This is a genomic window from Anaerobacillus arseniciselenatis, from assembly GCF_001865995.1.
GTDB classification, from domain to species: domain Bacteria; phylum Bacillota; class Bacilli; order Bacillales; family Anaerobacillaceae; genus Anaerobacillus; species Anaerobacillus arseniciselenatis.
The window spans coordinates 39,256-59,796 of record NZ_MLQQ01000002.1; the positions used below are offsets into that span (position 1 = coordinate 39,256).

Annotated in this window: 18 protein-coding genes and 2 pseudogenes; 14 read left to right on the plus strand and 6 right to left on the minus strand. The window is 35.1% G+C overall.

From position 1 onward, the window contains the following. The first annotated feature begins 22 nt into the window (after window positions 1-22). Together BKP35_RS04890 and BKP35_RS04895 are read left to right on the plus strand one after the other, a co-directional pair. On the plus strand, window positions 23-487 hold the full coding sequence (locus BKP35_RS04890; RefSeq protein WP_211274594.1) for an immunoglobulin-like domain-containing protein: 465 nt from the start codon (window positions 23-25) through the stop codon (window positions 485-487). 220 nt (window positions 488-707) lie between these two features. Continuing rightward, entirely contained in the window at window positions 708-998 is a 291-nt protein-coding gene (locus BKP35_RS04895) for an RNA polymerase alpha subunit C-terminal domain-containing protein (protein WP_071312293.1), read from the plus strand. Window positions 999-1,172: 174 nt separating this feature from the next. On the opposite strand, the gene BKP35_RS04900 is transcribed toward BKP35_RS04895, so the two are convergent. Continuing rightward, window positions 1,173-1,586, minus strand: coding sequence for a hypothetical protein (locus BKP35_RS04900; RefSeq protein WP_071312294.1), 414 nt, complete (start codon window positions 1,584-1,586; stop codon window positions 1,173-1,175). Window positions 1,587-1,828: 242 nt separating this feature from the next. On the opposite strand from BKP35_RS04900, the gene BKP35_RS04905 reads away from it, so the two are divergent. From BKP35_RS04905 to BKP35_RS04920, 4 genes are all read left to right on the plus strand, one after another. Next, window positions 1,829-2,098 (plus strand): hypothetical protein, encoded by a 270-nt coding sequence (locus tag BKP35_RS04905; RefSeq protein WP_071312295.1) that lies wholly within the window; start codon window positions 1,829-1,831, stop codon window positions 2,096-2,098. A gap of 313 nt (window positions 2,099-2,411) precedes the next feature. Beyond that, window positions 2,412-3,125: a polysaccharide deacetylase family protein gene (locus tag BKP35_RS04910; protein WP_071312296.1), complete on the plus strand. Its 714-nt coding sequence runs from the start codon at window positions 2,412-2,414 to the stop codon at window positions 3,123-3,125. 572 nt (window positions 3,126-3,697) lie between these two features. Then, window positions 3,698-6,262, plus strand: coding sequence for an EAL domain-containing protein (locus tag BKP35_RS04915; RefSeq protein WP_071312297.1), 2,565 nt, complete (start codon window positions 3,698-3,700; stop codon window positions 6,260-6,262). An 89-nt stretch (window positions 6,263-6,351) separates the two neighbouring features. Next, complete coding sequence (locus tag BKP35_RS04920; RefSeq protein WP_071312298.1) at window positions 6,352-8,268, plus strand: FapA family protein; 1,917 nt, start codon at window positions 6,352-6,354, stop codon at window positions 8,266-8,268. Between the two features lie 216 nt (window positions 8,269-8,484). Here the strand turns inward: BKP35_RS04920 and BKP35_RS04925 are convergent, their stop codons facing one another. Beyond that, window positions 8,485-9,402: a ferritin family protein gene (locus BKP35_RS04925; RefSeq protein WP_084031461.1), complete on the minus strand. Its 918-nt coding sequence runs from the start codon at window positions 9,400-9,402 to the stop codon at window positions 8,485-8,487. Between the two features lie 99 nt (window positions 9,403-9,501). Here BKP35_RS04925 and BKP35_RS19915 point away from each other — a divergent pair. The 6 genes and pseudogenes from BKP35_RS19915 to BKP35_RS04950 all read left to right on the plus strand — a co-directional run. After that, window positions 9,502-9,609: pseudogene (locus tag BKP35_RS19915) on the plus strand (polysaccharide deacetylase family protein); the annotation flags it as partial. A gap of 33 nt (window positions 9,610-9,642) precedes the next feature. After that, a complete protein-coding gene (locus BKP35_RS04930) occupies window positions 9,643-10,290 on the plus strand; it encodes a YdeI/OmpD-associated family protein (protein WP_071312299.1) in 648 nt (215 codons plus the stop codon). A 70-nt stretch (window positions 10,291-10,360) separates the two neighbouring features. Further along, window positions 10,361-11,131: pseudogene (locus tag BKP35_RS19920) on the plus strand (SDR family oxidoreductase). Window positions 11,132-11,144: 13 nt separating this feature from the next. After that, window positions 11,145-11,522, plus strand: a complete 378-nt coding sequence (locus BKP35_RS04940) for a hypothetical protein (protein WP_071312405.1) — start codon at window positions 11,145-11,147, stop codon at window positions 11,520-11,522. Window positions 11,523-11,777: 255 nt separating this feature from the next. Beyond that, entirely contained in the window at window positions 11,778-12,554 is a 777-nt protein-coding gene (locus BKP35_RS04945; protein WP_071312300.1) for a class I SAM-dependent methyltransferase, read from the plus strand. Between the two features lie 98 nt (window positions 12,555-12,652). Next, window positions 12,653-13,441, plus strand: coding sequence for an enoyl-CoA hydratase/isomerase family protein (locus BKP35_RS04950; protein WP_071312301.1), 789 nt, complete (start codon window positions 12,653-12,655; stop codon window positions 13,439-13,441). Window positions 13,442-13,704: 263 nt separating this feature from the next. Here BKP35_RS04950 and BKP35_RS04955 read toward each other — a convergent pair whose 3' ends face one another. Next, the gene (locus BKP35_RS04955; protein WP_071312302.1) at window positions 13,705-14,694 is read right to left on the minus strand and encodes a DMT family transporter; all 990 of its coding nucleotides are present in this window, start codon (window positions 14,692-14,694) and stop codon (window positions 13,705-13,707) included. 319 nt (window positions 14,695-15,013) lie between these two features. Here BKP35_RS04955 and BKP35_RS04960 point away from each other — a divergent pair, with 319 nt between their 5' ends. Then, window positions 15,014-16,975: a serine hydrolase domain-containing protein gene (locus BKP35_RS04960; RefSeq protein ID WP_071312303.1), complete on the plus strand. Its 1,962-nt coding sequence runs from the start codon at window positions 15,014-15,016 to the stop codon at window positions 16,973-16,975. Window positions 16,976-17,347: 372 nt separating this feature from the next. After that, a complete protein-coding gene (locus tag BKP35_RS04965) occupies window positions 17,348-18,673 on the plus strand; it encodes a short-chain fatty acid transporter (RefSeq protein ID WP_071312304.1) in 1,326 nt (441 codons plus the stop codon). 149 nt (window positions 18,674-18,822) lie between these two features. On the opposite strand, the gene BKP35_RS04970 is transcribed toward BKP35_RS04965, so the two are convergent. The 3 genes from BKP35_RS04970 to BKP35_RS20045 form a co-directional block, all read right to left on the minus strand. Then, on the minus strand, window positions 18,823-19,410 hold the full coding sequence (locus BKP35_RS04970; protein WP_071312305.1) for a DUF2179 domain-containing protein: 588 nt from the start codon (window positions 19,408-19,410) through the stop codon (window positions 18,823-18,825). A 765-nt stretch (window positions 19,411-20,175) separates the two neighbouring features. Continuing rightward, window positions 20,176-20,292, minus strand: a complete 117-nt coding sequence (locus BKP35_RS20235; protein ID WP_420534800.1) for a putative holin-like toxin — start codon at window positions 20,290-20,292, stop codon at window positions 20,176-20,178. Window positions 20,293-20,409: 117 nt separating this feature from the next. Further along, window positions 20,410-20,541 (minus strand): hypothetical protein, encoded by a 132-nt coding sequence (locus tag BKP35_RS20045; protein ID WP_281244180.1) that lies wholly within the window; start codon window positions 20,539-20,541, stop codon window positions 20,410-20,412.

Here is a 20,541-nt window from a genome sequence, read left to right on the forward strand (position 1 = left end):
TTTTATGAAGAGATTTTTTTGTTTGCTATTCTGTGTGGCATTGAGTTTAACACTTTTATCAGGATGCGGAAGTTCTAGTAATAGCCCTAAAGGAACTGATTGGAAACCTACGATGTATGAAACTGTCAACAACCTTGATGGAGTATCGATGATTGTAAAGGAAGGTACGGTATCTTCTACTGGATTGACTGTAATATTTGAGAATAACTCTGACAAGCAATGTATCTATGGTGAATATTTTTTGTTGGAAAAGAAAATCGAAGGTAGATGGTATGAAGTCCCAATTGTCCTAGATGGTAACTATGGGTTTAATGATATTGGCTACGAATTGGCCCCTTCAGATGCTAGAGAGTGGGAAGTTGATTGGGAATGGCTCTATGGAAGCCTGGATACTGGTGATTACCGTATAGTGAAAGATATACTCGATTTTAGAGAAACAGGGGACTTTGATAGGCACTATTTGACAGCAGAGTTCACGACTGAATAGTAAAACAAAATTAGTTATTTAACGAAGGTAGTGAACGGATGTACTTAAAGTTAAGAAAGCATTAGTTCAGGAGCTGTTGCAATGGCAGTTCCTGCTGTTGTTGAAGTAGCGAACAAGGTTGTTCACTAGGGACATACACCATTTTACAGACTGTATTTCTATTGAAAACAACATAAGAAGTATGTTAAATTGGATACAAAAGTCAGTAGGAGGGGAAATATTGAAAGCAGAAAAAAGCTTAAAAGTTTGTGAAAAAGGACATAAGTATTACAAAAGTAGTGACTGTCCAAGTTGCCCTACTTGTAATAAAGAAAATAAACCTGATAGTGGCTTTCTGTCGAAACTAAGTTCACCTGCTAGAAGTGCCTTAGTTCACGAAGGGATTGATACTTTACAAAAACTCTCTAATTACACCGAAAAAGAAATTTTAAAAATCCACGGTATTGGGCCAGCGTCCTTGCCAACTATGAGATCTTCATTAGAAGAGGCTGATTTATCATTTAAAGAATAATAATATGATTTCCTATTAACAGTGACATTGTATGTGAAATAGCGTACTTATAGTAACGAAAACATTAGTAAGATTATGAGGTCCAGTTAAATGATGTAGCAATTTTGGGTAGACAATTGACAAAAGACGTGTATTCACGTCTTTTGTCAATTAATACAATACAATATTCTTCTTTTATTCGTCAGATGTAAATATCAATACTTCTTTACTGCTTTGGTTATTTACTGTCCAGACAATATCCATTTCAAAGTCATAACCGTCTTCATGAGCATGAATAAATCTGTGATTTTTGTAAGGTGGATATTCTATTACATTGTTTTCAGGTAACCTATCTCCGCTAGTTAATGCGTCAAGCGCCTCGAGCCAAGGAGTTTCAAGTCTTGTTTGGACTAGCGACACTTCTTCATCACCTAAATATTCTAAAGTAATATATACTTCTTCGTAAATATCACCTGATACCTGCTTAATGACTAGTTCACCATTCCAATTTTCTGTTTCACCATGAAATGTAATTGTTTGCAATCGATCATTTGAGCAAGCAGAAAGCAGTGTTACAAATAAAATCATTAGCATTAAAAGTTGTTTCATGAGTATCCCCCTCGTATTTAAAAATTAATATTTAGCTAGCTTATAATATAAGTCTACCATATACTTGGTAAATAAATGGGAAAAAGTAAATATAAATGGTTTGTTAGAAAAGTCGTAGCGTATAAAGCGATTTGGAGAAAAAAAACAAAAGTTTATTTTGTAAGAAGATGTCGCTACGAATGCGATACTATGAGCAGTGACGCTTAAATTTATGTATAAAATAACGAGTGGAGGTGGTTTCAGTGCCTAAATGGTTTTTACCTATGTTTGCGGGTGTAGTCTTAATTCCAATTGGTGCTACTGCGATTAAAATACTTTTTGACTATTTTTTAGGAGATTTTTTAAGTTTTTCTTATTATGTGCCTACATTTTTAGGTTTTGCGGCTGGCGGGATCATTATTGGTTTTACACTATATCAGGTTAGGAAGCTTAATGACAGAGAAAAACAAAGCAAAGATTATAATTGGTCAACTGATGATTACAGCCATTTAAATGTACCACATCTGCGATAGTATTTACCATCAAATGACAAGAAGTATACCAAAGAATTACAGGTCTTTTACCACTGGCATCCTACGGATTATGGGGTAACCCTTGTATTACATAGTAGACTCATATTGTGCAACAATGATCAGGAGTAAATTATATTTCTGTAATTCGAAAGATAAACAAAGGGTGTTCGCATTAAGTAGTTAAGCCTTTGTTGAGCTAACAGAAGCAATAGTTATGTAAGCTGTAATTGCTGTTGCGGTGCTAACAAAGCAGAATAGTGAAAATGATACTATAATATGAAGGTGAAAATATAGTTTAATTTTTGGGGGGCATATGAAAAAAATAATAAAAATTATTAGTATTGCAATCGTGTTATTGATAGCTGTTAGTTATTCGCTAAATGAGTTATCTCAATCAAGAACGTTCCAATTTTTTGGTGGTTTAGTTAATAGTGTCGAAACAAACGAGAAAGTCGTAGCCTTAACATTTGATGATGGTCCAGGGGTAAATACACATGAAATCTTAGATATTTTAAGAAAACATGATGTGAAAGGTACTTTCTACTTAACAGGGTATGAAATCGAGAAATATTTCGACGACGCGATTCAAATTGTGCAAGAAGGACACGAAATTGGAAATCACTCCTATTCACATGAAAGAATGGTTTTTAAATCTCCATCCTTTATTAAAGATGAAATAGATAAAACGGATGAATTAATACGGCAAATCGGTTATGAGGGAGAAATCACTTTCCGTCCACCTTACGGAAAAAGGTTAGTTTTGTTACCATATTATCTATCTAAGGATGATAGGTATACCATTTACATGAATATAGAACCTGATTCTTATCCCGAAATTGCGGCTGATGCAGATAAAATTGTACATCATGTTGTAGAAAATATAAGACCAGGTTCAATTATTTTATTGCATGTCATGTATGAAAGTAGGAGAGAATCACTCTATTCAGTAGAAGGTATTATTACCTCGTTAAAAGAACAAGGATATACATTTGTCAAAATTTCGGAATTATTAGAATATGGAAATTAAGAATGGTATTAACAATATTCTTCAACAAAAATTTGTAATGATGATGATCTTGGTTACTTTTCTAACCAGGTTCTTTTATTTGGTTAAAAATACTTCCATTTTCATTTGGTATAAAATGTTAAAATTCACTTATTCAAGTAACGAGTGTCCATGTTGTCCTACTTGTGATAAAGAGTTGGAGTTATAATCATATAAATTAAATTGAATGAAGAAAGCCTCTCGTCGAAGTAGCAGAGAAATTTGTAAAAATAGCGACAAGGATCTTGTGGCTGTTTCTTTTTGTAAATTTTAAAATAGATGTCATCAACAAGTTAAAAAAAGGTCGAATAATGTCTTTTTTTATGGAAACTCACATAAGAATTGGTATATAATTATAACAAAGATAATTTTATACAGTTTATAAATTAATAAATTTCATAATTCAATATAATCTCCATTTAATAACTATATGTAGTTGAGAAAAACTGCTCGTAAATAATATTAATTGGTATGGCTCGATTTTGGTAATAATGATTTAACTCTACTGCTTGAGGATTTAACATTGAAAAATAGTTGATGAGGAGGTTGTAAAATTGAAAAAGTTAAATACTATGGAACTTCTCCAATACTCAAAGATGGCGCTAAGTGATATTTCCGATGAATTCCAGGTAGGAATTTGGAGTGTTTGTTTACAAACGAATTCAATTATTGAGTTTTCTGATGCACTTGAAAAAATTTACGAAGAACCAAAGAGAATATTTGAGGAAGATATTCATATATGGCGTGATTTTATTCATGATAAGGATTATGAGGAGGTCATAAAATCCCAAAAAGATTTGAAAAAAGGCAAGATGGTCAAAAATAAATATCGAATAAAAGTTAGAAGCGGAAAAGTTAAATGTGTTTATGTTAGCTTGTTACCGCATTTAAACAAAGACAGTGACCTTATTCGAATAGATGGTATTATTGTCGATATAACAAACTCTGAAAAAGCCATAATAAAAACAGAAAAAAAACTAGCGGATATAAAATATGCGATCGATCAAACAAATAATATCATGATCACAGACAAATATGGGGTGATGACTTATGTTAATGATTTTGTTTGCCAATCGTCAAAATATTCTCGAGAAGAGCTTTTGGGGAAAACTCCCAAAATGCTAAAATCTGGAGTTCATTCTAAAGAGTTTTATAAAAATCTTTGGGATACGATTAATAGCGGTAATATTTGGAAAGGGGAAATATGTAATCGCACCAAAGATGGTAGTTTGTACTGGACAAAAGGGACGATTGTTCCTTTCATAGATGATGACGGAAAACCTTATCAATTTGTCTCGATTAGAAACGATGTGACAGAGCAAAAAAAGCTAGAACATGAAATTTTATTAAACCGTCAACAAATTGAATATATTGCTTACCATGATTATTTAACGGACCTAACGAATCGAAGGTACTTTGAGGAAAATGTAGAAAAGAAAATTGCCAAATCAGAAGCGAAATCTAAAATGGCCGTAATTGTATTAGATTTAGATCGATTTAAATATGTCAATGATACGCTAGGTCATTGTACAGGAGATCAGTTACTTAAACAAATTGGCGATCGTTTAAGAAATATTTTAACCGAAGGGGTATCGGTATCAAGAATTGGTGGCGATGAATTTGGGATTATTGTCAATAATGAAGTGATTTTAAGCGATTTACCATCATTTTTAAAACAGCTCTTGCGAATGTTTGAAGAACCATTTTTAGTAGATGATTTGGAATTGTTTTTCACTACAAGCATGGGGGTTAGTATATACCCTACTTGTGGTAATGATGTTAAAACACTCCTTAAAAATGCAAATATTGCCTTATATCGTGTGAAGGATGAGGGCAGAAATAACTATCAATTTTTTGATCCGACATTAGATGTCGATAACTATAAAAAGTTTTCAATCGCTAACGACTTACGAAAAGCGATAAAAAACGACGAGTTCTCCATACATTATCAACCGAAAGTGAATATACAAAATAATCAAATCATCGGTGCAGAAGCATTAATCCGCTGGAACCATCCAGTTTGGGGGAATGTACCACCAATAGAGTTCATCACGATTGCCGAAGAAACATGGTTTATTAATGAACTCGGTCATTGGGTGTTCGAGTCTGTATGTCAACAATTAAAGTTATGGGAAAAAGAACGCGTTCCACAAATACCGATCGCTATTAACTTTTCTCCAATACAATTTTTACAACAAAATTTAGTTGAAAATTTGATAACGGTCATTAATAAATATGATATAGATCCACAATTAATTGAAGTAGAAGTAACCGAAACGGCGCTCTTAAATAATGAACAACAAGTTCATTCAATCATAGAGGAAATGAGAGAATTGGGGATAAAAGTAGCGCTTGATGACTTTGGGACAGGCTATTCGTCTTTAGTTTACTTGAAAAAGTTTAAAATTGATGCGTTAAAGGTAGATCAATATTTTTTAAAAAATATCACAATTGAGAAAAATAGCCAACAAATATTAGACGCGGTAGTTAAGCTAGCACATAGTTTAAATATGACTGTTGTTGTTGAAGGTGTGGAAACAAATGAGCAACTTGAGTTAATTTATCAATATAAAGACCTTATCGTGCAAGGTTATTTATTTAGTAAACCTATACCTGCGATAGAGTTGGTCGATTTATTGAGAAATGGCCAATGTTTCCCTAAGGAGGTAAAAGGAAGCGAATCAATAAGAGAGAAGCGTCGTTTTTTTCGTGTCCCTTTTAAAACGCCGATAGAAGGGGAAATGACGGTATTACAAATCGGTTCAAAACCGTTACAACTAGGATTCACTAAAATTTTAATTGAAAATATTGGTGCAGGAGGTCTTTGTTATAGTTCTCATATTAACCTTCCAGTTCGTAAATATTTGTTGTTAAAAGTAAAATTTAAAGTTTTAGGAACGGATCTAGCACTAAAGGCAAAAATTAGTTGGAGTCAATCTATAGAGGGATTTTACCAATACGGAATTGAATTTATAATGACTGAAAGAGAAAAAGCAGATTTAATATATCTTTTAAATCAATTACAAATTTCGTTAAAACGCAATCCAACCCCACCTGAGAGTAATACTATTTCTATAAGTAAAAATGCATATTTAAAACGGTTATTAAAAGGGAATTAAACTGTATAGGTTATAAGAAAATAAATACAATATTAATACTTTATGTGAAAATGAAACAACGGTTTAATTAATGAAAGGCGGTGTTTATCATGCCTAATCAAGAAAAACAACTTTTACAACTAATTAAAGAAATGGAACTATCGACGCGAAACGAAGAAATTAATGAAAAAATTAGTAAGCAGCCATATCCCCTTGAAGTCGAGTATGAAGTGCCGCCAAATGAAAACGACGGCTATATTGAAGTCCGCGACAATGAACTTTTTATCATTAATTCAACGGAGAATGGTGCTCAACCTATTTTAAAGTTTAACCCTAACATAAGAGTAACAATTAATGGCTTTCCACAAAGAAAAGATACACCTGTATTTGAAAATGATACAATTGAATTTCAACCGATCATTCCAGAATTATATTCGATATCTCTAAGTGATGATCATATGGTTTGTTACGTGCAATTAAACAAAGAATTGTTTCAACAATACCTTTTGAAGAATAAGAAGCGATCGCTCTTATTTATGATAGAGCTAGAAGCCATTCCTAAAACCGTTAATATCAATGAAATTTGTAATCAAATTATAGAAGACCTTATGAAAAAAGGAATTCAAGTACAAATAAACACGACGAGGATCATACAAGAATTAAATGAACCGACATTTCAACGACTGATCGTTGCCGAAGGGTTGCCTATTATTCCTTCGAGAGATGCGAAACTAGAAACGTATTTTCGAATGGTTCCTACTGAGATTTTCGATGAAGTGAACGGAAAAATCAACTATAAAGACCGGTTGAAAATTCCTTCAGTACAAGCTGGTGAGGTAATTGCTCAATATTATCCTCCGAAAGAAGGGAAAAGCGGTTTCACCGTTTTAGGTAAACAGCTCCTCCCCAAGCCGCCAAAACTTATCGAGTTAAGAGCTAAATCTAGAGTGAAGATTACTGATGATGGAAAATGTATTGCAATTCAAAGTGGTCGACCTTCTGTAACAGGAAATTATATAAAGTATATCGACATTTTAGAAACATATGTAATCGATAGTGATGTTGACATTCAAACGGGAAATATTTATTTTACGGGGGATGTCATTATCAAAGGTGATGTTAAAGATGATATGCAAGTAGAGGCGTCTGGAAGTATATATATATATGGAAATGTATACCATTCTCGAATTACTGCTTTACAAAATGTTTTTATTGCAGGAACAGTCATGAATAGTAACATTTCCGCTGGTCAACAAAGTATTCTTTTTAGTAGAGTTTATAAGTTAGTTCAAGATTTACAAATTTCTTTTCAAAAATTAACATACGCATACCATCAACTTGAAAAAACAATGGAAGAGAAAAACTTGAACTTTGATTTTGGCTATATATTATTCATACTAGTTGATACGAAGTATAAAAACATTATAAAACATGTGCAAGAAATTTATTCTATTTTAGCAAAACAACTTGATCGTCGGATGAGTCCAACGATACACTTTAGAATCATTTTGAATTCGTTGGCACAATTTAAAGATCGTGAATCTGTGAGGAAAATCGAATCTATTGGTCCACTTACAAGTATTCAACTAGCTTTGAAAGAGTTAGTCATTCAAATTGAATCATTAATTCTTGAAGAGAGTAGTGTGCAATTCAAATCTAGCAATTTATCAATGATCAAAACAAATGGTAATATTATCGTTAAAGGCAGCGGAGTTGTACAAACGGATATGTTCTCTGGAAAAGATATTGTTTTCAAAAAGGCTGATTCCGTCATTCGTGGTGGTAAGGTTGAAGCATTAAAGTCAATTAGAGCAAGTATCGTGGGTACTGATACAGGACAAGCCCCTAATTTATATGCTGGCGAATTGATTTCAATGAAAACGGTTTATCAATGTAAACTTAGATTTCCAGGTAAAATATTCAACTTCGATGAATTCAAAGAAAACTTAACTTTAGCTTACGATAAATCAAACGATGAGGTTAAAGATATCTCAGTAAATTTGGAGCAGGAGGATGTTTATTTATAGGGCTGCACAAAAAGTACTATTCTTTTTTGAATTTATAAGACCCGTATATACAGGAGATACAATTATTTGTGAAGTGAGGAGTTAGCCATTTACTATTTAAAAGGGATATAAACTAGCTATTATTAAGTTAAGAACCCCACAATCGTTGAGTTCAATTCCGCTGTGAAACACGATTGTGGAATAAGATTTTTCGGGGAGTGCCACAGGCAAGTCACATTAGTTCCTTGCAAGACCTCTTTTAAATGCTTCAAGATGATTTAGTGAAGCATTGCGCAGTTGAGAAAAAACGAATCGAACACCATTAGGTATATTTAGAGATAGAAACCTTTCATACATTGAGATATTGTCAATTTCGGCTTGAACGCCCTCAGCGTAGGCTGCTTTTATACTTTCTGGTGTCGTCACGAATTGCTGCGACTTATCTTCAGGTATTGGTACTTGATATCGTGTAAAAAGAGGTAATAATGCATTAATGTGTCTTAATTCTGCTTCTTTGATTCGTGCGAATGTACGTATATTGCCAAAGGTTCTTAAAATATTATCATATCTTGCTTGGGCCAAATATTCGTCTTGTAAAGCATAAGTTAACATTTGAGGTAAAGTAAATGTGGCAGCACTTAATGCACCCGTTGCACCGTAATCTTCAGTTTGCCGATGGGTGCCGTTTACCATCGGAATTTTTGAAAGAAAAAACAAAAACCATACAGCGTGATTTTGTTCATCTGATGCTGCACGTTTAAACCGATCTTTGATGTAGGCGTCCTGTGCTTGATCTGCGATATCTAAATAAAAATCAGTAGCTTCCTGCTCGTCTTTAAAAGCGAACTCGATCCCTTGACGAAATTTGTCTGGACAATCCTCGATAATTTGATAAGATGGCTGCTTGCCTGTTAAATGAGTATATATACGACTGAACTCCTCCATGTGGCGTTTTTCATCGTTTAAAATCTCAAGTATTATATTTCTTTCATCTTCTGAAGGAGCCATATTAGCTAACTTCCCATAACAATCAACCGCGCTAAACTCAGCGTTTATGGCTTTTTGAATATCGTCTATAAGTTGAGTATCGTTTGGAATTCGCTGATGATCATTATAGTTTGAGTTATAGTTATAAAAATAATGATTTGAATACATTTAAATGTCCTCCTTTTAATAAACTATCAACTTATCTTATGCACTTTATATAGGTAAGTGTGCCGATAAATTATTAGGAGGGAAAACCTTATTGAAGCTTATTCACATCAACGGATGGTCTTGAAATCGCCAACCTTTATCAAATATGAAATTGAGAAAACGGATGAGTTAATACGAGGAATAGGTTATGAGGGAGAAATCACTTTTTTTGGTACGAGAGAAAGGTAAAAGGAGAAAATTATGACAATAATTGATAAACTGAATTTAAGTAAATATAAAAATATGGCTGTGCTTGATGAACCAAGTGATTATGATTTGTTTAAAGGATATAAGTCGGAATTATCAGGAGCCCATGACGCTATTTTTATTTTTGTCGAAACGATGGAACAAATGGTGAAGCAAACTCAAAAAGTGATCGACGGGGAACAATTACTAGAAAAAGGGTACTTGTTTTTTGCCTATCCGAAAAAAGGGAACAAGCGATATGATACGTTCATTCACAGAGATGAAATTTTTCCAGCAATGAAAATAGATGATGAAGGCTATGTAAAAAATAGCGATGTGAAATTTTCACGGATGGTAAGTATGGATGATGTATTCACTGTCGTTGGATTAAAGCATGAAAAGAAAAAAGTTAAAAAGTCATCTGCGACAAGCCAGTGTGTAGCTCACTACGAGGAAAATGTTAAAGATATAGAAGAGCTACTCGCTGATCATCCAAATGAACGAAAGTTTTATCAGGAACTAACACCAGGTTACCAAAGAGATTGGGCTCGTTATATTTTTTCTGCAAAGCAACAAAAAACTCGCGATAAACGCCAAGCACAAATGGTGGATATCTTATCACAAGGATATAAATCCATTGATTTGTATCGTCAAAAAAAATGATTAAATTAAAGAAACAGGAATTTTTAAAACAAAGGGGCTGTAACAGGCTCCTTTTGAAGGGGAAATGATTATGAAACATGTAGTAATTACCGGAAGTACAAGAGGGATCGGATTTGGATTAGCGATTGAATTTTTACGGGCAGGTTGCAAAGTAACGATTAATGGAAGGTCACAGGAAAGTGTTGATCAAGCGATAAATCGTTTAATAGACAATTGCTCAGGTACTGTTCAAGGTTTTGTAGCGGATGTAGAGAAACGGCAGGAATTAGAAAAACTTTGGACCGATGCAGAAAGACAATTTGGAAAAGTCGATATTTGGATAAATAATGCTGGGATTGACCAAGGACGTGACTATTTTTGGGAGTTGCAGGATGAGTAGTACGAACAAGTCATTCGCACTAATCTCTTAGGGACATTTCATGGGAGCCACGTCGCATTCAATCATATGTTAAAACATGGGGAGGGCCAAATTTTTAACATGGAAGGCTTCGGAAGTAACGGGATGATGCGAGAAAAGCTGACAATTTACGGGACATCCAAAAGTGCGATCAGTTATTTTACCCGTTCTTTAGCCATTGAGGCGAAAAATACAAATATCAAGGTAGGAACGATAAGTCCAGGAATGGTTGCGACGGATCTTATAAGACGGTCGCTTGATGAAAATAACAAAAAGATCTTTAACATCTTAGGAGACAAGGTCGAACCTGTCGCTCAATTTCTGACAGCGAAAATCCTAGCAAATCAGGTGAATGATGCGAAAATACAATGGCTGACGAAGCCGAAAATTATTTGGCGATTTGTTAGCTCCAGGTTTAATAAAAGGGATATTTTTAATGATTGAATTAAATGAAAGCATGAAAAAATTATTATTAATTATTTTATTGATATTGATAGTTGCAATTGGATTTATAGGAATTAGATTTGGAAGTGTCTTGTTTCAAGAAGAAAATACAACTGAGATTATTGCATCCATCACTAAATTAGAGTTTACAACTAATGATTACATCAAAGTTACAGAGACATCTCAACGAATAAGGTATGTTTCAAAGAATAAAAATGGTTCTCAAGAAAAAGTAATCAATGAATTTATGCAAGAAAATGGATGGCAGTTTAAAGACCAAGCGGGTTCTGGTTATATATTTGAGAAAGATGACGAGACCATAGTAGTTGAGGCAAGATTATTTACAAAAAACTATTTCCTTTGGAGTGTACCAAGAGAAGTATTCCACTAAAGAGAGCGATTCTTAAATAAAGGATCGCTTTTTCCTTTTAGAAGAGAACTATGATTATATTAAATACCGGGGAGTGACAGGCATAGCCCAAATATGCTAAAATAAAATAAAAATTCTGAATTATTTTAGTTTTAAAATGAACGAGCGAGCAGTCAGTTATTCGTATTTAAATTTAAGTTTGGATTTAGAATTACAGTACATTAGCTAGAGGGGGTTAGTTTTTGTTCCTTTAACTTTATAGAGGGAGGTATTTTATTGGAAAAAGATATAATTAAGCAAAAAGCGATTGAACAATTTACAAAAAATGCCGAGAAATACGTTTTAAGTAAATCACATGCAAAAGGAGAAGATCTATCTTTACTTGCAGATTGGTTACAGCCTCAAAGCAATTGGCTCGTACTAGATATTGCTACGGGCGGTGGGCATGTAGCAAAGACATTATCACCACATGTTAAACAGGTATTTGCAACTGATATAACAAAGGAAATGTTAGCTAATACTCAAAGACATTTAAATGAATATAATAATATTTTTTATATAATGGCTGATGCTGAGAATTTGCCTTTTCTTAATGATACTTTTGATGTCGTAACTTGCCGAATAGCGCCTCATCATTTCCCTAACACTAGTAATTTTATAAACGAGGTTACAAGAGTTTTAAAACGTAACGGCTTGTTTTTGATGATCGATAATGTTACTCCTAAAGAGAGAAATCTAGCAGAATTTATGAACAGGTTTGAAAAGCTACGAGATGAAAGTCATGCAAGATGTCTTTCTACCGAAGAGTGGAGAGAGCTGTTTTCTACCTCGAACTTGTTAGAGGTGAAATCTAATACTAGAAAAAAAACATATCCTTTTTCTAATTGGGTAGAGCGTACAGCAAATGATCAGCAGCAAATCAATAAAGTAATACAATTTATCCTAAATGCAAATCAGGAAACCAAATCTTATTTTAATGTAAAATCATTTAATAAAAAAATTCAGTCAATACAAGTAGATGAATGGATGGTTCTATGCAAAAAAGGTAACTAATTACAAATGATATTCGCTTAAGAAAAGTTAGCTTAATTATTAAGGATGTTCAAAAATATAAATGGTAGATGAATTATGAAGACTAGGGGGAATTTAATATGAAGAATGAATATGTGCTTTTATCCATTGAAAAAAATGTAGGGGTTATTACTCTGAATCGTCCAGAGGTAGGAAATGCTTTAAATCTTGAAATGGCTCAAGAATTAATGGAAGTTGCCATTCATTGTTCGGAAAGTGATGAAATTAGAGCTGTTGTCATTACAGGAGCAGGAAATAAATTTTCAGTCGGTGGAGATTTGAAAAGTTTTGCAAACGAAGGAAACGAAATTAGTTCGCATTTAAAATCTGTAACTGCATATTTACATCAAGCTATTTCATACTTTGCTAGAATGAATAAACCTTTTATTGGAGCGATTAATGGAGTAGCGGCTGGTGCCGGTATGAGTCTTGCTTGTGCGTGTGATCTTGCATACGCTTCTGAAAAATCAAAATTTGTCATGGCTTATAATAAAATTGGTTTAACACCTGATGGGTCAGGAAGCTATTTCTTACCACGGATTGTTGGAATAAGGCGTGCATTCGATTTAATGTATACAAATCGAATGTTAGATGCTGATGAAGCATTAGAGTGGGGGATTGTTAATCAAGTAGTTTCTGAAAATGAATTGATGAGCGTTGTCCTTGAACTAGGTGAAGATCTCGCAAATGGACCAATGGAAGCTTATGGAGCAACCAAGAAACTATTTTACCATTCTTTACAAGAAACGTTAGAATCGCAAATGAGTTTGGAATCTCAATTACTTGCTGAAAGAGCAAATAGTACAGAGGGGAAAGAAGGGATCTCTGCATTTTTAGAAAAACGAAAAGCTAACTATAAAACAAAATAAGAATAAGAATTAAAGGGAAGGGAAGGTCCAAAAGAAATGTCAGACACCGTTAGCATTAAAATAGATAGATTAATGTGAATTTCATAATTCAATATTATCGCCATTAAGTGTCTATATGTAGTTTAATATGGCTCAATTTAGTTAATTATGAAATTCACTCAGATAATAATTTTATACGTTTAAATGAGTGAGTTCTTCACGGTGTCAGCGTGCTTATGTAACCGTCCCTTTTGTTTTATATGTGTAAAATATAGACATAGCTATTAAAGCTTTTGTACTTCTCGTTTATATAGTGGCACAGGGGGATGTTTAGTACCAAACTTTTGTGTGAAATAGCTATGAAGGAGCATCCCTAGTACAATAATCATAATGCCTGCCGTAGCTAAACCACTAGGCCACGGTGTTGAAAGTAATACAACCTCACCAAAAATCACGAATAACACTTGTGTAGATTGTGTCGCTTCTACGGCAGCTAATTTTCCTTGATGGTTCCTAACCCTGTCTGTTGCAATAAAGAACAACGTGGTCGCAATAACTCCTGAACTAATCGCTACAATAAATGTTTGCAACAGCTGATCTGTCGAAGGAGAACCTACTGTTACAAAACCAAATGCACTCAGGGCGAACCAAAACGGTAAACTAGCTAACGTCATTCCAAATACCCTTTGAAACGTATCTAATCTACCTCCGCAGACTTCCATCATTTTTCGGTTTCCTAATGGATAAGCAAATGCCGCAATTACAACTGGTAACACGCCAACTACCAGTGTAGACAATGTTAAATGATTGGCGTTTTGAAATTGTATAAGAGCTACTCCACATAAAATAAGAAAAGAAACCAAAAGAGCTCTCGTTTGTAGCTTGTTTCTTACTTTTAATTGCCCTTTGTTCGTATCGATTGTATTGAAGAATAGTGGCCCAATTAAAACTCCGGCAACAATCGTTAATTGCCAAGTACCTGCCACTAACCATCCAGGTCCAAAAGCTGCGGCAAAGGTAATAGGTGCGTAAAATAAAACAAATCCAACAAAGCTCCAGCATAACCATTGAAAGGGTTGTTTTAACATTTCATGAATGACTTGTTTTAAATTACATCTTACTAGCACAATTAAAAATAGAAAAGGGAGCATAAATAGGAAACGTAAGGATGAACTCCAGATCCAACTTCCGCCTGTTAGCTCCATTGAACGATTTAAAATAAATGTGAAAGCAAAGAACATAGAAGCTAAAATGCCAATTAATATTTCCTTCATAATACACCACCTTTGGCCATTTCATAAAAAAGCATATAATAGATTACTCTCGATTTATTTAAAAATACCATAAAGTTTTACGGGTTAAGATTTGAGGTACATTCGCGCGCCTGAGAAAAATCCAATTATTTCCTTACGTTCCTGAAATTATGTGATATAATGTTATTAAACAACGAACTAAGCATTTTTGCCTAGTACATCAGAAAGCGGGCTAGTAACACCTTTGGTAGCACTCGTACCTGGTGTTTTTTTATGCGAAATAAAGAGTTTGAAAAGCGGCGGGATGAGGCGACAATTTAATAAATGAGGGAGAGAGAAAATGGGGAAATTAAGAAGATGGTTGTGCTTTGTATTGATGGTCAGTCTTTTATTGCAGCCTAGTATGAACATGCCTTTCGCATCTGCTTCTACGACAAAACTAGATGCTACCGATGTAGATGAGTTTTTGAAAACTGTTATCGGTGAGCAGATGGATGAGTTTAATATACCTAACTTAACAGTTTCAGTGGTATACGGTGGCGAAGTCATATTTGCTCAAGGCTATGGGTACGCAGATTTGGAAAATAACAAGACAGTCGATCCAGAAAAAACTCTTTTTAGAATAGGATCGACATCTAAGCTGTTCACGTGGACAGCTGTTATGCAACTTGTTGAGCAAGGGAAGTTAGATTTAGATACTGATATTAATGAATACTTAGACTTTGAGATTCCTAATACGCTGGAATACATGCGAGAAAATCCTCAAACTGAGCCGATTACGATTAGACATCTTATGAGTCATACACCGGGATTTGAGGACTATATGACAGATGTTTTTTCACTATCTGAAGATAGTTTGATTCCACTTAGTCAATATGTACGTGAACAAAGACCGGTAAAAGTTTTTGCTCCTGGTGAAGTGACGGCCTACTCGAATTATGGAACTAATCTAGCAGGCTATATTGTCGAGGTTGTCTCAGGAGTTCCGTTTGCACAATATATTGAGGAAAATATATATAAACCACTCGGGATGAAAAATAGTACGTTCCGTCAACCACTACCAAGTGAATTGGCCGATCAAATGTCTATTCCCTACCGTTATGTAAATGGTGAGTTTAGAGAAGCTAAATTTGAATTTTTTTCTGAGCCAGCAGGAAGTATGAGTAGTAGTGCATTAGATATGACAAAGTTTATGTTGGCGTATCTTCAACGAGGGCATTATAAAGGAGAAAGTATTTTAAAGGAAGAGACGATTCAGAGAATGTTTTCTGAGCATAGTCAGCATCCTCTTCTAAAAGGTATCGCCCATGGTTTTATGACAGAGAGCTATAATGGAAGGGATATATTCCAACATGCTGGTGGAACGATGCTTTATAATACATTTCTCTTTTTAGTACCTGAAGAGGAAGTTGGTTTTTTTATCTCCCATAGTGGCGGAGATTATTCTGTGAACGGAAGTATTTTTGAAGATTTTATGGACCGTTATTTTCCTTCAGATGAAGTAGCAGCACCAGCCCCTGAACCGACGGAAAATATGGAACAAAGATCACAGCAATTTGCTGGAGAGTATTACCAAAACAGGCGCTCGTTTACAACTGTTGATGCGTTTTTGAGCTTAATGATTGGGGTCATTAGAGTTACTGTCGATGACGAAGGGTATTTATTAGTGAATCATTTAGGAGTAACGAATAGATTCGTAGAAGTAGAGCCAGGTGTTTACTATAATTTGAGTGAAGAGCGTAGCAACGATTATTGGGGAGATTTTAGTACGATAGCCTTTGGTACAGATTCGCACGGTAGAACAATGCTTATGGCGGATGGACCGATGAGTTACTCAAAAGCAGCGTGGTACGAGTCAAGTGGATTAACTTTCTTATTGCTGATTTCTTCCTTGCTGTTTATCATTGGTAGTCTCCTATATTGGGGGATTAAGACCTTAGTTGTTACAATACGAGGCAAAAAGGTTTTAGAAGTGAGAAAAGGTTCGAGATGGGCAAAGAGAGTTGCAGTTTTACTAGGCTTACTTACGTTTACTTTCCTCGTCAATTTTCTTGGCAATGGTCAACCTGACCCTGTATACGGGTTACCGAAATCGGCATTTACCACACCTTCTGCACTAAGTGCATTTTTAGACATAATTGTGTCATATGGGATCGTTTTAGTGACATTGACAGTAGTAGTTTTTTCAGTCGTTTCATGGTTTAAAGGGTATTGGAAACTTGCTGGGAGAATTCATTATACTGTTTTCGCAATGTTTTCGGCAGTTTTATCGTGGATATTCTATTTTTGGAATGTCATTTAAAGAACCGGAGAAGCGAGGGGACGGATCTTTTTGAAACAAATAAAAAGTAACCGTCCGACTGGTTAACGGTTACTTTTTTTAACTACACTTGGTCAACCGCTCTTCTAGCGTGGGTAGTTGCATTGACCGGACGTTGGCAGACGTTCGGTCTTTTTTCATTATAGTGATTATCTAGTTAAATATATGTCCGTAAGAGGGCGAAATAAGGTGTTTTTCATACATAACGGAGTCATTTCATTGTCCGTGGGACAAGGTACCTGACCCTGTGTCCCGCTTGCGTCTGAAAAAACTTTTTTGCAGAATATTCACAAATTTAAAAAAGTTTGGTAATATGTAACTAGTTACCAAAAACTTTTAAAGGAGTGGAGAGAAATGAATACGCTTACATCGATTTCGAACAGAATTATGCAACGTTATTTACCGGATCCATTTTTATTTGTTGTTATTTTAACCCTCGTTGTATTTGGTCTTGGTGTATTGTTAACGAGTAGTACTCCGGTTGACATGGTTGTTTATTGGGGGAATGGTTTTTGGGATTTATTAGCATTCGCGATGCAAATGGTACTTATTTTAGTGACAGGGTATGTGTTAGCAAGTAGTCCACTTTTTAAAAGTTTATTACGGAATTTAGCTGGATTAGCGAAGTCACCTAGTGCAGCCATCATTTTAGTAACCATTGTTAGTTTACTAGCTAGTTGGATAAACTGGGGTTTTGGACTCGTCATTGGGGCACTTTTTGCAAAAGAGTTAGCTCGCCAAGTGGCAAAAGTAGATTACCGTCTATTAATCGCTAGTGCTTACTCAGGATTTATCGTTTGGCATGCAGGTTTAGCGGGTTCTATACCGTTAACGATTGCAACACCTGGGCATTTTTCAGAAGACTTAATCGGAATCATACCAACGAGTGACACCATTTTTGCGACGTTTAATTTATTTATCGTTATCGTTATTTTTATTACATTACCGATTTTAAACCGACTAATGATGAGCAACAAAGATGCTGTCTATGTAGATCAAAGCTTATTAAAAGATGATGATGATGAAGCCTTAAAACAACAAGCGGCTACGGAGGACGTAACACCTGCGACTCGTCTTGAAAACAGTGTGATCGTTTCTCTCGTTATTGGTGTTTTAGGGTTGGCCTTTATTTTATACTATTTTATAGAGAATGGATTTAACTTAAACTTAAATATCGTTAACTTTATCTTCTTATTTTTAGGGATATTATTTCATAAAACACCTCGAAATTTCTTAAACTCTGTCTCAAATGCGGTGAAAAATGCCGGGGGAATTATCATTCAGTTCCCATTTTACGCTGGGATCATGGGAATGATGGTGGCATCTGGTCTTGCGGGATTAATGTCTGAGTGGTTCGTTTCCATCTCGACAGAATTTACATTCCCTCTTTTCGCATTTATTAGTGCAGGGATTGTTAACTTTTTCGTTCCTTCAGGTGGGGGACAATGGGCAGTTCAGGCACCGATCATGTTAGAAGCCGGAAATAATCTAGGCGTATCAGCAGCGAAAACGGCTATGGCTGTTGCATGGGGGGATGCTTGGACAAATATGATCCAACCTTTCTGGGCGTTACCAGCCTTAGCGATTGCCGGATTAAAAGCAAAGGATATCATGGGCTTCTGTGTGATTGTTCTTTTCGTTGCCGGGTTTATTATAGGGGCAGGTTTGTTGTTGTTTTAGAACATTGCTCGAAATGATTACTGAAGAAATAGCTCACCTTTCTTGGATGGAAGGGGGCTATTTCTTTTTGTTTCTATAGGTGTATGCGGACACCTGTTCCGTTATTTTATGAATTTTGGGCTAATTACAGATGTAAGCGGACATTATGACTACATGTCTTGGTTTTTTATGTTGGTACTATCATCGATACTTTCATTCCGTTGCTTTTTTTTAAGGAATTTTTCTCGTCTCTTTTTCATCGCTTTCGTAATGTAACCGCCTTTGAATGATTTCGGTTCGTACGATGCGATAAAGGCATATGGTTCATATAATGAAACAAGATCATAAAACTCTTTTTCTCGATCTCGTCTTGCCGTGCAATAGAGGAGAAACCTTGGCGTATCGATCCCTTGAACGGTCGATGAAGAAACACTAAATCCAACTTCGCGTAATTTATTGATCAGTTCTTTATTTTGCGTCGGTATGTTAGCTTCAATGGTAACATAGCCAATGGCGAGTTTTTCTTCAATCATCGCTCCGAGATACAAACCGACACCAAATCCTAAAGCGTAGGCGCCCATATTGGCAAAATTGGAAAGGTCGCTCAGCACCATGCCGACCGCACCGACAAACACTAAACCTTCCAGCACACCAAACATGGCGGCTCTTTCTTTCATTCCTTTGACTAACATAATCGTTCTCATCGTAAAGATCGGTACATACAAAAGTTGAGCTAAAAATATGATTAACGGCTGCATTTATTTGCTGCCCCCTTTATTCAATATATTTTATGATATTCTATCAGACTATCATTGGTTTTGATATGGTAACGTAAAGGTCACCAAACATGGCGACCATATTCCCATCTTAACAGAAACAAAAGAAAAAGGAAGAAGCAAAAACTAGAAATCTTTGTCTCTTTCGTTTTTTACATGAGAAAATCGCGCAAAAAGAGATGACCTCTAAACTTTGGATTCTCGTTAGTTGATTATTTAGAGGTGAAAGCTTACTTGGATGGCAGGGGAGCTACTTCTTTTTGTATGCTCTACGGACATTCAATCCGTTATTTTAGAAGTGAGCGGACAATTTACAAAACGCACTGATTGTGAACCAAAGTTTAATAGAAGAGGGGTTAACGTTTAAAGAGCGGGAGGTGTATTTAGAGGGGAAAAGATGTGACCTTTTGTTTGTTGATATTATGTACTGACATAATTAATAGAATCAGAAGAAGTGTTGGAATTGAGAGGCACCTATTTTAATAGTTGGTGCTTCTTTGTTTTAATGCAGCAGCGAGATGACCTCTTCCAGTTTTTTTTCTTTCAATAAGTAATAAGCGGAAATTCTATATTCCTTGCTCAAACCTTAAGTTATCATGTATAATTTAATAAGAAAATACTTAAAATAAAAAGTGACCGAGTGCGGCTAACACTCGGTCGGATGCAACTACATGCCGCAGTTACTTAGCGGCAACCCAAATGGATATTGCTAAAGAAATAGCTCACCTTACTTGGATGGCAGGGTGGCTATTTCTTTGTGTTTATATAGACGACAATGGTGATAATCATTGTTAGGACAGTTATGAGCACTAGATTGAATTGTGCTATTAAGCTTAATGCTTCGTATGTCGTCAATTGCCTCACCCCCTTTCAAAAGGGAGTTTAGCCGCCACCTGCTTTATGTAGTTACAATACAATTATACCAAACGTACGTTCTAGAATCTACATCCTTTGCAGTATTTATAAGGTGTTACTTTTATCTTATGAAAATAAGCAGTAACCCCCTTTATTACGATGAATTTCATAAGCTTGGTCTTTAATCGGAGCTTGTGCAATGGCTTTATGTTTTGGCGTCCTGATAAACATGTTAACAATCAATTTAAACAACCTCAT